The sequence below is a fragment of the Pseudomonas sp. Emmai genome (assembly GCF_055179735.1).
This window is the reverse complement of the sequence record NZ_CM143685.1, coordinates 1,915,134-1,929,459: the sequence shown is the minus strand read 5'-3', so window position 1 is coordinate 1,929,459 and position 14,326 is coordinate 1,915,134. Positions and strand designations below refer to the sequence as shown.

Annotated in this window: 15 protein-coding genes; 10 read left to right on the top strand and 5 right to left on the bottom strand. The window is 62.4% G+C overall.

Annotated elements, in window-relative coordinates; all coding sequences use genetic code 11:
• The first annotated feature begins 151 nt into the window (after positions 1–151).
• The gene (locus ACY4LX_RS08680) at positions 152–625 is read left to right on the top strand and encodes a cyclic nucleotide-binding domain-containing protein (RefSeq protein ID WP_133839266.1); all 474 of its coding nucleotides are present in this window, start codon (positions 152–154) and stop codon (positions 623–625) included.
• On the opposite strand, the gene ACY4LX_RS08675 is transcribed toward ACY4LX_RS08680, so the two are convergent.
• Positions 622–912 (bottom strand): hypothetical protein, encoded by a 291-nt coding sequence (locus tag ACY4LX_RS08675; protein ID WP_149657147.1) that lies wholly within the window; start codon positions 910–912, stop codon positions 622–624. The two genes, ACY4LX_RS08680 and ACY4LX_RS08675, sit on opposite strands and share 4 nt — an antisense overlap.
• Positions 913–1,000: 88 nt before the next feature.
• Here ACY4LX_RS08675 and ACY4LX_RS08670 point away from each other — a divergent pair, with 88 nt between their 5' ends.
• From ACY4LX_RS08670 to ACY4LX_RS08655, 4 genes are all read left to right on the top strand, one after another.
• Positions 1,001–1,687: a spermidine synthase gene (locus ACY4LX_RS08670; RefSeq protein ID WP_133839268.1), complete on the top strand. Its 687-nt coding sequence runs from the start codon at positions 1,001–1,003 to the stop codon at positions 1,685–1,687.
• Between the two features lie 48 nt (positions 1,688–1,735).
• Entirely contained in the window at positions 1,736–2,107 is a 372-nt protein-coding gene (locus ACY4LX_RS08665; RefSeq protein WP_133839269.1) for a YajD family HNH nuclease, read from the top strand.
• A 184-nt stretch (positions 2,108–2,291) separates the two neighbouring features.
• Positions 2,292–3,146, top strand: a complete 855-nt coding sequence (locus ACY4LX_RS08660; RefSeq protein WP_463259684.1) for a hypothetical protein — start codon at positions 2,292–2,294, stop codon at positions 3,144–3,146.
• A gap of 204 nt (positions 3,147–3,350) precedes the next feature.
• Entirely contained in the window at positions 3,351–4,034 is a 684-nt protein-coding gene (locus ACY4LX_RS08655) for a response regulator transcription factor (RefSeq protein WP_149657149.1), read from the top strand.
• A 166-nt stretch (positions 4,035–4,200) separates the two neighbouring features.
• Here ACY4LX_RS08655 and ACY4LX_RS08650 read toward each other — a convergent pair whose 3' ends face one another.
• Positions 4,201–4,611 carry a PA0061/PA0062 family lipoprotein gene (locus tag ACY4LX_RS08650; protein WP_149657150.1) on the bottom strand — a complete coding sequence of 137 codons (411 nt, stop codon included), beginning with the start codon at positions 4,609–4,611 and terminating at the stop codon, positions 4,201–4,203.
• A 45-nt stretch (positions 4,612–4,656) separates the two neighbouring features.
• Positions 4,657–5,061 (bottom strand): PA0061/PA0062 family lipoprotein, encoded by a 405-nt coding sequence (locus ACY4LX_RS08645; RefSeq protein WP_463259683.1) that lies wholly within the window; start codon positions 5,059–5,061, stop codon positions 4,657–4,659.
• A gap of 226 nt (positions 5,062–5,287) precedes the next feature.
• Between ACY4LX_RS08645 and ACY4LX_RS08640 the strand changes: the two genes are divergently transcribed.
• The 5 genes from ACY4LX_RS08640 (at position 5,288) to ACY4LX_RS08620 (ending at position 12,198) form a co-directional block, all read left to right on the top strand.
• On the top strand, positions 5,288–8,521 hold the full coding sequence (locus tag ACY4LX_RS08640) for an efflux RND transporter permease subunit (protein WP_463259682.1): 3,234 nt from the start codon (positions 5,288–5,290) through the stop codon (positions 8,519–8,521).
• Positions 8,514–9,677, top strand: coding sequence for an efflux RND transporter periplasmic adaptor subunit (locus tag ACY4LX_RS08635; RefSeq protein WP_463259681.1), 1,164 nt, complete (start codon positions 8,514–8,516; stop codon positions 9,675–9,677). The genes ACY4LX_RS08640 and ACY4LX_RS08635 overlap by 8 nt, the downstream gene beginning before the upstream one ends.
• Positions 9,661–11,073, top strand: a complete 1,413-nt coding sequence (locus ACY4LX_RS08630) for an efflux transporter outer membrane subunit (RefSeq protein ID WP_463259680.1) — start codon at positions 9,661–9,663, stop codon at positions 11,071–11,073. The genes ACY4LX_RS08635 and ACY4LX_RS08630 overlap by 17 nt, the downstream gene beginning before the upstream one ends.
• 199 nt (positions 11,074–11,272) lie before the next feature.
• A complete protein-coding gene (locus tag ACY4LX_RS08625; protein WP_010462134.1) occupies positions 11,273–11,743 on the top strand; it encodes an RNA methyltransferase in 471 nt (156 codons plus the stop codon).
• A 77-nt stretch (positions 11,744–11,820) separates the two neighbouring features.
• On the top strand, positions 11,821–12,198 hold the full coding sequence (locus tag ACY4LX_RS08620; protein ID WP_149657154.1) for a YgaP family membrane protein: 378 nt from the start codon (positions 11,821–11,823) through the stop codon (positions 12,196–12,198).
• Between the two features lie 254 nt (positions 12,199–12,452).
• Here the strand turns inward: ACY4LX_RS08620 and ACY4LX_RS08615 are convergent, their stop codons facing one another.
• Together ACY4LX_RS08615 and ACY4LX_RS08610 are read right to left on the bottom strand one after the other, a co-directional pair.
• Entirely contained in the window at positions 12,453–13,682 is a 1,230-nt protein-coding gene (locus ACY4LX_RS08615; protein ID WP_463259679.1) for a hypothetical protein, read from the bottom strand.
• 138 nt (positions 13,683–13,820) lie between these two features.
• Positions 13,821–14,270 (bottom strand): YcgN family cysteine cluster protein, encoded by a 450-nt coding sequence (locus ACY4LX_RS08610; RefSeq protein ID WP_463259678.1) that lies wholly within the window; start codon positions 14,268–14,270, stop codon positions 13,821–13,823.
• Positions 14,271–14,326 lie beyond the last annotated feature (56 nt).

Below are 14,326 nucleotides of genomic sequence, written 5' to 3'. Positions count from 1 at the left end.
GCCGACCCGCCCTTGTAGGAGCGAGGCTTGCCCGCGAAGAGGCCGCAACATTCAACATCTATGTTGGCTGACACGACGCCTTCGCGGGCAAGCCTCGCTCCTACAGGGATACGAGCATCATTCAGCAAAAAACAAAAAAGACCGTGACGACATGTCAGAACCGACCTTACTGAACAACGAAATCCGCGACTGGCTGATGGACTGCGGCCTGTTCGATCAACTGCTGCCGGTGGACTTCGCCGCCGCGTCCGGCTACTTCAGCATCAGCACCATCGCCCAGGGCGAGGAGATCTTCCACGAGGGCGATGCCGGCAGTTTCATGTGCATCATCCACACCGGCCAGGTCTCGGTGCAGAAGACCAACAGCGACGGGCAAACGGTGATCATGGCCACCCTGCGCAGCGGTCGGGCGTTCGGCGAAATGGCCGTGCTCGACGGCGAGCGGCGCTCGGCCAGTTGCGTCGCGGCGAGCAACTGCCAACTGCTCAACCTGGGCAAGGATTCGCTGGAAAAGATGCTCAACGACGCGCCGAAAATCGCCGCCAAGATCATCCGCGCCCTCGCCGTCTCCCTGTCCAAGCGTTTGCGCATGGCCGACGGGCAGTTGCTCTCGCAACAGGTCTAACCCCCCGGCGACTTGCTTTTCGCTCCGTTCGGCTCAAGGCCCGGCAACGGCTGGTCCTTGGACGGCGGGCTGGGCATTTCGATCGGCACCAGGGGCGGGCCGCCGCTGCCAGGCCCGGTGCGGGGCACGCTGGTCGGGGTGATTTGCGGGTAGGGCGTGGGGGTCGCGGTGCCGGGCGAGCCGGGCATTGGCGCCGGGCTGATGGGGATGATTTGCTGCTCCTGGGCCTGCACTGCAGTTATCGAGAGCGCGGCCAAGGCAATGACCGTTAGAATGGTGCGCTTCATCAATGGCTCCGTTGGCCTTGTTGTCTGCTTGCAGGCTACTCCCAACCGCGTCCGTTTGCCTTATGCCAATTTTTTCCAAGAGCCTGCCATGAAACGTTTCGTTCTACTCGACACCGCCCCCATCCCTGAAAACGGCGGTGCCCTGTGCCTGTTCGAATACGGCGAGGATTTCGTCATCAAGATCCAGGGTGGCGATGGCGGGCAACTGATGAACACCCGCATGCACGGCTCCGAAGACGCCCTGGCCGAGATCCCGTGCCGCAAGGTCGCCGGCCGGCCGAACTCCCGCGTCTTGATCGGAGGCCTGGGCATGGGCTTCACCCTCGCCTCCGCCCTCAAGCACCTGGGCAAGACCGCTGAAGTGGTGGTCGCCGAACTGGTGCCCGGCGTGGTCGAGTGGAATCGCGGACCGCTGGGCGAAAAGGCCGGCAACCCGCTGCTCGACCCGCGTACCGTGATTCGCATGGAAGACGTGGCCAAAGTGCTGCAAGCCGAGCCCCAGGGTTTCGACGCGATCATGCTCGACGTCGACAACGGCCCCGAAGGCCTGACCCAGCGCGCCAACAGCTGGCTCTATTCCTCCGGCGGCCTCAGCGCCTGTGCCAAGGCCCTGCGCCCCAAAGGCATACTGGCGGTGTGGTCGGCCAGCGCCGACAAGCAGTTTTCCGACAAATTGAAGAAGGCCGGGTTCAAGGCCGAAGAAGTCCAGGTCTTCGCCCACGGCAACAAAGGCACGCGCCATACGATCTGGATTGCCGAGAAGCTCAAGGGCTGAGCTAAACTCTGTTCATTACCGTCATTAGTCTTCTACAAAGGTGAACCCATGAGTTCGTCCACCCCGACCAATACCTCGAAGCTGGATCGCATCCTCGCCGACAACCAGCGCGACAAGGAAATGGGTTACCGCGACAAGGCCCTGAAGATGTACCCGCACGTGTGCGGCCGCTGTGCCCGTGAATTTTCCGGCAAGCGCCTGAGCGAATTGACCGTGCACCACCGCGACCACAACCACGACAACAACCCCCAGGACGGCTCGAACTGGGAATTGTTGTGCCTGTATTGCCACGACAACGAACACTCGCGCTACACCGACCAGCAGTACTTCAGCGAAGGCTCCCTCAGCACGCCGAAAGTCGCCAAGGCCACGCACAACCCGTTCGCCGCGCTGGCGGGGTTGATGAAGAAAGAAGACTGACACCTGGCCATGCAGCGGCCAAAAACTGCCGCTGCTGGCAAAGGATGTCATTTTTTTGCCGCGCTCCAATCGTGTCTGACCCGTTACAAAAGCCCCTGCCCGTTTGGGTTCGAGGTGCCATCAGCGTTGCTGGCACTGTTCTTGCGATGTATCCGCATCAATACACGCCAGACAGTGGAAGACGATGAACGTCACCTCAACCTTCAACAGCCCTGCGATGCTGGCTTACGGCGCCGCTGCTCAGGCCAAGGCTAAAACCGCTGCCACCGAGCAGGCCGCCAAAGACCCCAAGACCGGTGACTCGGTCAGCCTCTCGCCAAAGTCCACCGACTACAGCGGCTCTATCGGCAACAACGCGCCGTTCTTCCCGGTGCGCAAGGGCATGAACGCGGACGCCCTGGTGCTGGGCGTCACCCAACCCGGCGCGGTGTCCAGCTCCAAGGACAAGACCTTCCCGGAAGTCGCCGCGGATGCACGCAAGCGTATGGACGTGAAATACGCGCAGATGAAGGCCGGCGAAAAGCCCTACGACGCCAGCGTTGAAGACAAGAATGCGTTGATGGGCGACCTGGATCGCCGTTCGCTGAACGCCGTGGCCACCAACGAGGGCGGCAAGTTTTCCAGCGATGAACAGGAAGCGGCCAAGGCGCTGATGCAGCAACAGGTGCGCTTGGCGTCGGGTCATTACAGCGGCCCGGAAGATCAGAAGAAAAACTGGAAAGACCCGTTCGCCAACGACCCGATTGGCCGGGCCAAGGCTGCGCTGAATTTCCTCGACAACATGAGCCCCGAGGAAAAGACCAAGCCCGAATGGCTGTCCCAGCACCAGACCTTGCAGGACGCGTTGACCCAGTACGGCAAGGACGATGCCGTCGCCGGGGGCAAGAAAAAAGACGGGCACTTCAACAATCTGGCGGAAATCCTCGCGGGCGTTGATACCAACGGTACGGGGAGCAAGGACCCGGCGAGCAACCAGATCGCCAATGCGCCGGCCTCCATGATGGCCAAGCTCAAAGCGATGTTGCCCAAGGCGCAGTGAATCGGGCGCATTGTCTGTAGGAGCAAGGCTTGCCCGCGATAGCGATCTTCAGTTCGCCATCGCAGGCAAGCCTTGCTCCTGCAAAATGAAACCGCATCAGGCCTAGCGCATTTCCTTTGTATCGCACATGAAACTTTCATCAGAAAGCCGGCAATCGTTTATTGGCAAAATCGCGACATACGGAACTCTTCACAGGTAACCGACATGTCCCGAATCTTGACCATCGAAGACGATGCCGTGACCGCCACGGAAATCGTCACCGAGTTGCAAAGCCACGGTTTTGAAGTGGATTGGGTGAGCAATGGCCGCGAAGGTCTGGTGAGCGCGGTCAGTGGCAATTACGACCTGATCACCCTCGACCGCATGCTCCCCGAGCTGGATGGCCTGGCCATCGTCACCACCCTGCGCGCCATTGGCGTGGCGACGCCAATCCTGATGATCAGCGCCCTCTCCGACGTCGATGAACGCGTGCGCGGCTTGCGTGCCGGGGGCGATGATTATTTGGCCAAACCGTTCGCCACTGACGAAATGGCCGCGCGGGTCGAAGTGTTGCTGCGACGTAAAAGCCCGGCCAAAACCTTCGACACCACCCTGCGCATCGCCGACCTGGAACTGGACCTGATCAGCCACGAAGCCCACCGCGCCAACCAGCCGCTGAGCCTGCTGCCCACCGAGTACAAACTGCTGGAATTCATGATGCGCAACCCGGGGCAGATTCTGTCGCGGATGATGATTTTCGAGGAGGTCTGGGGCTATCACTTTGATCCGGGCACCAACCTGATCGACGTGCACATCGGCCGGCTGCGCAAGAAAATCGACCCGCCGGGTATGCCGCCGTTGATCCGCACCATGCGTGGGTCGGGGTATGTGATTGCAGAACCGCTTTAAAGGCCAGCGATGACGACCTGTAGGAGCTTGCTCGCGATGGCGGTCTCGAGGACGCTATCGCGAGCAAGCTTTGCTCCTACAGGCGATGGCGGTCTCGGGGACGCTATCGCGAGCAAGCTTTGCTCCTACAGGGGCGATGTTCGGCACACCGCCGTCGCGCAGCGGCTTATCCCGGCATGCACTGGAAATCGCCAGTCTGCGCCAGTTGCTTGCCGTGCGAATCCTCAAGCCGCGCGCTCACCTCCTCGCCCAGACTCGACTCTACCAACCGGTAATGCTCGCCAGCCTTGAACTGCGGGTAACTGACCTTGCCCTCACAATCCTCCTGGTTCGAATCGCCACTCGGCATCTCGAACAACGTCACCTCCAGGTCATGGGCGCCGGGGGCCACTTCGAAGAAGCGGCCGTCATCGATACGCTGGCCATCCACCCGTTCGGCCAGCATGTCATTGGGCGCCTCTTCCTGCAGCCCGATCCAGGCCATGCCCGGATCGGGTTTGGGCATCGGCCCGGCGCAAGCGGACAACAGACAAACCAGGCTCAGGCCCGGAATCAACAGCAGTGGTTTAAGTGTCATTGCAATGACCTTCCTTCATGAAAAAACAACCTTGAAACGCCGGGCCTACGAGCACTGAAAACGATCGCTCTGCGCCACCTGTTTGCCGTGGGAGTCCACCAGGCTGGCGCTGGCCGACAAGCCTGCGCTGGACGCATTCATCTGGTAGCGCTCACCCGCCTGAAAGTGGCTGTAGTCCAGGCGCCCCGTGCAAATAGGTTCCGCCGAGTTGCCATCGGTGCCGCGGATCAGCGTCACGTCCAGCCGATGAACGCCGGGCTTGACCTCGAAATAACGTCCGTCTTTAACGCGCTGGCCATCGATCTTTTCCGCCAGCACGTTGGTGTTTCCCGGTTGTTGCAGATCGATCCAGGCTTCGCTCGGGTCCGACTTGGGTTCCGGGCCGGCACACGCCGATAACAGGCAGATCAGGCTCAGGCCCGGGACCAGTAACTGGGGTTTGAGCGTCATGGAAAAACACCTCGAAAGTTGAGCGTCGATGCCGCCGTCAGGTGTGACGACGGGCCATCGGCTTGAGGTGAAGAGTGGCGGGCTAGAGCGGCGCGGACAAATGAAGACCCATGAAAGGTTTTTCAGGAAAACGTTAAAGATTTCTTCATCCCCGTGAAGGCAAATCTTTAAGTTGCACACGCAAGACTGCCGGGCAATTGCATTCAAGACCTCGGAGGTTTACGGCATGCTCGGGCTGGTAAAGACCGCACTGCTCAAGCCCTACACGTTTATCGTGCTGGCAATTTTCATCTGCATCATCGGGCCGATGGCGGCCCTGCGAACGCCCACCGATGTGTTTCCCGACATCGGCATTCCGGTCATCGCCGTGGTGTGGCAGTACAACGGCCTGGCGCCGCAGGACATGGCCGGGCGGGTGATCTACACCTATGAGCGCTCCCTGAGCACCACGGTCAACGACATCGAGCACATCGAGTCGCAATCCCTGCCGGGCATGGGCATCGTCAAGATTTTCTTCCAGCCCGGCGTCGATATCCGCACCGCCAACGCCCAGGTCACGGCGGTGTCGCAGACCGTGCTCAAACAGATGCCACCGGGCATCACCCCGCCGCTGATCCTCAACTACAGCGCCTCGACCGTGCCGATTTTGCAGATGGCGTTCTCAAGCCCCACGCTGTCGGAAGCGAAGATCCGCGACCTGGTGCAGAACAACATTCGCCTGCCCCTGACCTCGGTGCCGGGCCTGGCGATTCCGACGCCGATGGGCGGCAAACAACGGCAGATCACCCTCGACCTCGACCCGCAGGCGCTGGCCGCCAAAGGCTTGTCCGCCCAGGACGTCGGCAATGCGCTGGCTGCCCAGAACCAGATCATCCCGGTGGGCACTGCCAAACTCGGTCCCAATGAATACACGGTGCTGCTGAACAACAGCCCGAAAGCCATCGACGAACTCAACGACCTGCCGATCAAAACCGTCGACGGCGCGCTGATCACCATCGGCCAGGTGGCCCACGTGCGCGATGGCTCACCGCCGCAGACCAATATCGTGCGGGTCGATGGCCGTCGTGCGGTGCTGATGCCGGCGTTGAAGAACGGCAATATTTCCACGCTGTCGATCATCGACGGCATTCGCCAGATGCTGCCGCGCATCAACGAAACCGTGCCGCCGTCGCTCAAGACTTCCCTGCTGGGCGATGCCTCGGTGTTCGTCAAACAGTCGGTGGGCAGCGTCGCGAAGGAAGGCATCATCGCCGCGTTGCTGACCAGCGCGATGATCCTGCTGTTTCTTGGCAGTTGGCGTTCAACCCTGATCATCGCCGCCTCGATTCCGCTCGCGGTGTTGTCGGCCATCGCCCTGCTCGCCGCCAGCGGCCAGACCCTCAACGTCATGACCCTCGGCGGGTTGGCGTTGGCGGTGGGGATTCTAGTGGACGACGCCACGGTGACCATCGAGAACATCAATTGGCACCTGGAACAGGGCAAAGCGGTGAAGACCGCGATCCTCGACGGCGCTAAACAGATTGTCGGCCCGGCGTTCGTGTCGTTGCTGTGCATCTGCATCGTGTTTGTGCCGATGTTCCTGTTGCAGGGCATCGCCGGCTACCTGTTCCGGCCGATGGCGCTGGCGGTGATGTTTGCCATGGCCAGCTCCTTCATTCTGTCGCGCACCTTGGTGCCGACCCTGGCGATGTTTTTGCTCAAACCTCACGTACCCGAGCAAGGTCCGGGGCATCACCCGGAAGATGAATTCATCAACCATCACGAGGGTGAGCAGCACCGAAAAACCCATCATCCGTTGCTGCAGCGGGTGCTGAATTTCCAGCAGGGTTTCGAGCGGCATTTCTCCAACCTGCGGGACACCTATTTCGGGTTGCTGGAGCTGGCGCTGGAATACCGCAAGCGGTTCCTGCTCGGGTTCCTGGCCTGTGTGCTGGCTTCGTTTGCGCTGCTGCCGAGCCTGGGCGAGGACTTCTTTCCCGCCACCGACGCTGGCGCGTTGTCGCTGCATGTGCGCTTGCCGCTGGGCACGCGGATCGAGGAAAGCGCGGCGGCGTTCGACTGCATCGAAGCGCGGATCCGCGAGATCATCCCCGCCGAGCAACTGGACACCATCGTCGACAACATCGGCATCCCGCTGAGCGGCATCGACATGGCCTACAGCAACAGCGGCACCATCGGCCCGCAGGACGGTGACATCCAGGTCAGCCTCAAGGCCGAGCACCGCCCCACCGCCGAGTACGTGAAACGCCTGCGCGAAGCCTTGCCCGAGAGTTTTCCCGGCAGCCACTTCGCGTTCCTGCCGGCGGACATCAGCAGCCAGATCCTCAACTTCGGCGCCCCGGCACCGCTGGACGTGAAAATCTCCGGGCCCAATGACGTGGCGAACCGCGCCTATGCCGTGGAGCTTGAGCGACGCTTGCAGCATGTGGCCGGGGTCGCCGATTTGCGCATCCAGCAGTCCACCGGTTATCCGTCGTTGCAGGTCAATGTCGATCGACTGCGGGCCAATGGCCTGGGCGTCACCGAGCGCGACGTGACCAACAGCATGGTCGCGTCCCTGGCCGGCAGTTCGCAGACCGCGCCGACGTTCTGGCTCAACCCAGCCAACGGCGTGTCCTACGGCGTGGTCGCCGCGACGCCGCAATATCGCCTCGACAGCCTGCCGTCGCTGGAAGCCTTGCCGGTGACCGGCAGTGACGGGCAATCGCAGATCCTTGGTGGTCTGGCGAGCATTTCCCGGGTGCAGAGCCCGGCGGTGGTCAGTCACTACAACATCATGCCGACCCTCGACCTGTACGCGAATGTGCAGGGCCGCGACCTCGGCGGCGTGGCCAAGGACATTCAAAAAGTGCTGGATGACACCGCTTCGATGCGGCCCAAAGGCGCGGTGATCAGCCTGCACGGGCAGATCGATGCGCTGCACGAAGCGTTCAGCGGTTTGAGCTTCGGCCTGCTCGGCGCGGTGGTGCTGATCTACTTGCTGATCGTGGTCAACTTCCAGTCCTGGGTCGATCCGTTCGTGATCATCACCGCCCTGCCCGCCGCGCTGGCCGGGATTGTGTGGATGCTGTTTCTCAGCGGCACCTCGCTGTCGGTGCCGGCCCTGACCGGGGCGATCCTGTGCATGGGCGTGGCCACGGCCAACTCGATTCTGGTGGTGAGTTTCTGCCGTGAACGCCTGGCCGAACACGGCGATGCGCTCAAGGCTGCGCTCGAAGGCGGCTACACCCGGTTTCGCCCGGTGTGCATGACCGCCCTGGCGATGATCATCGGCATGCTGCCGCTGGCCCTGTCCGAGGAACAGAACGCGCCGTTGGGCCGCGCTGTGATCGGCGGCCTGATCCTCGCCACCACCGCCACGCTGCTGTTCGTACCGGTGGTGTTCAGCCTGGTCCACGGACGTCAATCCTCTCGCGCTGTTGCTGAAGAAAACCTTTCTGGGGAAAGCACTCATGTCTGATCAAAAACCGTCGCGCAAACGCCTGATGTGGGTCGGGGTCGGCGGCCTGACCCTGGCCGCGCTGCTGGTGGCCAACGGTCTGGCCGCCCGCACTCGCCACGAGAAAGCCGTGGCCGCCTGGACTGAAACCGCAGCGATGCCGCTGGTCAGCGTGTTCCAGCCGCAACAGAACGTGCAGGGCGACAGCCTGCGCTTGCCGGCGCATCTGGAGGCGTGGAGCAAGGCGCCAATCCATGCACGGGTCAGCGGCTACCTCAAGGACTGGAAAACCGACATCGGCGCCCATGTGAAGGCCGGGCAGATCCTGGCCGAGATCGACAGCCCGGACCTCGATCAACAAGTGGCGCAAACCCGTGCCCGGTTGATTCAGGAACAGGCCAATGCGCGCCTGGCCGAAACCACCGCCAGCCGTTGGCAAAACCTGTTGGCGACGCATTCGGTTTCGCGTCAGGAAGCCGATGAAAAACGCTCCAACGCGGCCGCCGCCAAGGCCAACGCTGATGCCGCTGCGGCTGATTACGCGCGACTGTCGGCGCTGGAAGACTACAAGACTATTCGTGCGCCATTCGCCGGCACCATCACCGCGCGCAACACCGACATCGGCCAGTTGATCAAGGCCGACAATGACAGCGATCCGCAACTGTTCGACATCGCCGACACCCATCAACTGCGCCTCTACGTGCCGGTGCCGCAGAACTACGCCAGTGTGATCCGACCCGGCATGTCGGCTGAATTGATCGTGCCGGAGCATCCCGGCCAGCACTTCACCGCGCGGTTGCTCGGGGATTCGACGGCGGTGGATCGCCGCTCCGGCACCTTGCTCGCGCAGTTTGTCGCGGACAATCCCGACGGCGCGTTGTTGCCCGGTGACTATGCCGAGGCGACGTTGCAGATTCCCGCCGATACCCATGGCGTGAGCATACCGGCGAGTTCGCTGATCTTCCGCGCCCAGGGCACCCAGGTGGCGGTGCTGGATCCGGATAACCATGTGCACTTGCGCGACATTCATATCGGTCTGGATCTGGGGGAGCGGCTGGTGATAGATCAGGGCTTGAAACCTGCGGATCGAGTGGTGGATAACCCGCCGGATGCCCTGCGTGAAGGCGATGCCGTGCAGCTGGCCGACGCTGGAGGTGTGCATGCGCCCAAGGCTTGAGCTGCTGGTGATGACGTTGCTGTTGCAAGGCTGTTCGATGGCGCCGACGTACAAGGTGCCGGCGATCGACTTGCCGGCGCAGTATCGCGAGCAGACCAGCGACGGTCCGTGGCACTTGGCAAAAGCGCCGCCCTTGGCGTCGAACTGGTGGCAGCTCTATCGGGACCCGCGCCTGAACCACCTGCAACAGCAATTGCTCAAGGCCAACCCGGACCTGGCGGCGGCCCTCGCGCACTTTGAGGCGGCGCAGGCGTATGCCGGTCAACTGCATGCCGGGTTGTTCCCGCAAATCAACGCCAGCGCCCAGCCGCTGCGTCAGCGTCAGTCGGACGGCAAGCCGTTGCGCGGCAGCAATCAGCCGTCGGTGTACAACAGCAATACCGCCGGGTTGGCGCTGAACTTCGATCTCGATTTGTGGGGGCGGATTCGCAATCAGGTGGCGGCGGGTGATGCCCAGGCCCAGGCGTCGGCGGACGACTTGGCGGCGGCGCGGCTGAGCCTGCAACAGCAACTGGCGACGCTGTATATCCAGCTCAATGGCCTGGATGCCCAGCGCAAAATTCTCGCCAGCTCCCTCGACGATTACACCCAGGCGCTGCAACTGACCCGCGACCGCTACGAAGGCGCCATCGCTTCGGAACTGGACCTGACCCGGGCGCAAAGCCAACTGGCCGAGGCCCGGGCACAACTGGACGATGTGCGGGCGCAGCGGGATCTGGCCGAGCATGCGATTGGGGAGTTGGTGGGTGAGCCGGCGAGTGTTTTCCGATTGAGTGCGAGCGATCAGGCATTGGGACTTCCTTCAGTCCCCGACGCGCTGCCGAGCACCCTGCTGCAACGCCGCCCGGACATCTCGGCCGCCGAACGCCGGGTGTATGCCGCCAACGCCAATATCGGCGTGGCCCGCGCCGCGTGGTACCCGGATTTCAGCTTGACCGGGTTACTCGGTGGGCAAACGGCGGGCAGCGGTAATCTGCTGGCCGCCAGCAATCGTTATTGGGCGTTGGGGCCGTTGGTCAACCTGCCGATCTTCGACGGCGGTCGCCTCGACGCCAACGAACGCCAGGCCAAGGCCGAGTTCGAAGAAGCGGCCGCGCATTACCGTAGCCAGGTGCTGCGGGCGGTGCGCGAAGTCGAAGACAACCTCGGGCAACTGCGCGACCTGCAACGGGAGGCAGAGGATGAGCAGGCGGCGGTCGAGGCGGCGCAGCGCACGCAGACATTGGCGATGAACAGCTATGAGGCCGGGGCGGTGAATTATCTGGATGTGGTGACGGCCCAGACCTCGGCGCTGCAAGCGCAGCGGCGGTTGCAGACGTTACAGACACGGCAGTTGCAGGCGAGTGTCGGGTTGGTGGTGGCGTTGGGTGGGGGGTGGAACAGCGCCGAAAATTGAGGCTGGATGTGCTGGCCTCTTCGCGGGCAAGCCTTGCTCCTACGGGATTGGGGCGTTCACTCATTTGGGGTTCGACACAAACCCCAAGGAGCAAGGCTTGCCCGCGATGACAGTCGCCCGAACGCCGCCAATCCCGAAACTGCCCGCTCCCGGCCAATCCCCGTATAATCGCCCTCTTTTTCCCGAAGGCACCCCGCTCGTGGCAGACAAACGGTACAGCTGCATTGGTTTGTATAACCCCAAGTCACCGGAGAACGTCGGTTCGGTGATGCGCGCCGCGGGCTGTTATGGCGTGGCGTCGGTGTTCTACACCGGCAAGCGCTATGAGCGCGCCGCCGACTTCGTTACCGACACCAAGCGCGTGCACTACGACATCCCGCTGATCGGCATCGACGACCTGAAAAAGATCCTGCCGCTCGGCTGTGTGCCGGTCGCCGTGGAATTGGTCGAAGGCGCGCGCTCGCTGCCGGAATACACCCACCCGGATCGCGCCCTCTACATCTTCGGCCCGGAAGACGGCTCGCTGGATAAAGAGATCCGTGACTGGTGCGAAGACGTGGTCTACATCCCGACCACCGGTTGCATGAACCTGGCGGCCACGGTCAACGTCGTGCTCTACGACCGCATGGCCAAAGGGCTGAACACTCGCTCGGGGGCGAAATTCCGCTGACTCACCGCACATCCGATGGAACAAGCGGCGCGCCTCGGCAGTCAGCTTAATTATCCTTCCCTGCCTGGAGACAGATCATGAGCGAACTCAAACGCGTAGAACGCATCGAATCCACCCCGTTCCAGACTCGCCACGAACAGAACGTCGAGGGCTGGGAGCGCATCGGTTCCCTGGCCGGCGGCGTGGTGATGGTCGGCAAGGGCCTGCGTCGCGGCGGTGTGTTTGGCTTGATTCAAGTGGCGATCGGCGGCGTGGCCCTGGCACGTGGCATTACCGGGCACAGCTCGGTGAAAAGCCTGCTGGAGAAAAGTCGTCAGGACATGAACAACGTGCGGGCGAAGATTCAGCGCGCGGGGGAAGAATTGAGCCAGTTGAAGGCCAATGCCGAGGCGGCGACCCATACCGCTACGGTGACCGGCAATGATTCGTTGAAATCGCCGAAAGCCGGGGTTTAACCCCCCGTCCCGATCGTTCCCACGCTCCGCGTGGGAATGCAGCCCGGGACGCTCCGCGTCCCTTTCCAGCGCTGGAACGCAGAGCGTCCCCGGAGGCATTCCCACGCAGAGCGTGGGAACGATCAATCCGGATATCGCGGTGAGGTTGATGGCCTCTTCGCGGGCAAGCCTCGCTCCTACGGGATTGAGGTCGTTCACATAATGGGTGAGCGACTCATGTCCTGTAGGAGCGAGGCTTGCCCGCGAAGGCTGCGTTACTGAAGCAACTCGGTATCGAGGACTTTGGAAGGTTCGCCAATCACGCTTTCGGCGAGCTGAACAAATTCCTTGGTATCGACGCTTTCCAGGTGCATCGCCCCACGCTGTACATCATCCAGCGAGCGTTTGTTGCGAGTCTTCAGGCGAATCTCGCGGTCCAGTTCCTGTAGCAGCAACACAGCCTTGGCCATCTGCGCCGGGCTGATCTGCGAGCCGCGCAAAGTTGTCACCTTCTGGCTGTCCTTGGCCAACTTCTTCTGCAAAGCCTCATAGCGCTCATCACTCATGCCACCCCCGCGGCGCACCAGTTCGATGGCGTAAAACTCGGCCAGGCCTTCACTGATCCAGTCGCTGTGCTGGCGGTCATTGACCCGCCCGAAAATTTGCGCCAATTCACGCACCAACGGGCTGGTGCCGTTTTCGCTGACCAGCGGCAAGCGGCTGTTGAGGTAGATCGACTCCCGCGCCGCCAGGCTGCCGCGCCACATCGGGTCGTTGGCGCCGACGATCAGCAGTTTGCTCGGGTGACGGGGGAACACGGCCTGGGCTTGCGGCCAGACGAAGGTCAGCAACGTCAGCACGTCCATGCGGCGCATGCCCTGCCCCAACGGCGAGGCGACGGTGACTTCGGTTTCGCCCAACCGGGTGCGACGGCTGCCGAGGTGGCCGGCGAGCATCCAGCCGGTCGGGCGGTCGAACAACCGGGAGACGTTGTTGATACGGAATTTGTTCTTGCCGATGCGCGGCCAGGCGGTTTCGACGCTTTTCCAGCCGTTGGGCAATTCGAATTCCAGGCGTGACACCAACTCGACGCCGTCCTGCTGATCGAGCTTGGCCGCCGGCACCAGGTCGTCACCGCGCATCAGTGCCCAGGTCGGAGTCATGCGCGTGTCGAAGCTGCCGTTCTTGCGCCCGTGGCTGATGCGCACGCGGTAGGTCAGGCTGGCTTTGTCGGCGGCCGGGTGCCAAACACCGCGAGCGGTTTTCCCCGGGGTCAGTTGCCATTGGCCGTCGGCCTTGAAGTCGCTGTAGTGGCTGCCATCGCCCAGGTCAAAGTCGAGGCTGCGCACCGCCGAACCTTGGGCGAGGGTCAGGCGCACTTCGGCCTGATCGCTTTGGGGCAACAGGCGCACGTGATAATCCAGATCGACCTTCTTCGCCGCCCACACCGACGAACTCAGGGCCAACGCCCCGACGGCCAACGCGAGCCGCAATCCCACAGCCATACACACTCCTTATGTGGCGAGCGAGCTTGCTCGCGCCGGGCTGCGTAGCGGCCCCAAATTTTAGTAATCACTGATGGTTTTGCTGTGCACTTAAGCGGGAGCAAGCTCCCTCGCCACAGCAAGCTCCCTCGCCACAAATTAACCCGCGCGGAAAATCAGGTGATCTTCCCAATCGTCTTCCGGCACGCTGCCTTCGGCGAGCATGCGCCCGGACTGGGAGATACGTTCGTGGTGCACTGCCTCGCGATCGCCGCACACCAGGTGATGCCACAGCGGCAGGTCCTTGCCTTCGCTGACCAGCCGATAGCCGCAGGTCGGCGGCAGCCACTGGAACTCTTCCGCCTTGCCCGGCGTGAGCTGGATGCAGTCCGGCACGAATTCGCGACGGTTCGGGTAGTCCGTGCACTGGCAGGTGTTCAGGTCCAGCAGTTTGCAGGCGATGCGCGTGTAGTAGACGCTGTTGTCTTCTTCATCTTCGAGCTTTTGCAGGCAGCACAGGCCACAGCCGTCGCACAGCGATTCCCATTCCTGGGGATCGAGTTGATCGAGGGTTTTGCGCATCCAGAACGGTTCGACTTTGGCGACCATGGTTCAAGCATCAACATCAGGTGGTGAAAAGGCCGCCAGTCTAGTGCCCCAGGCCT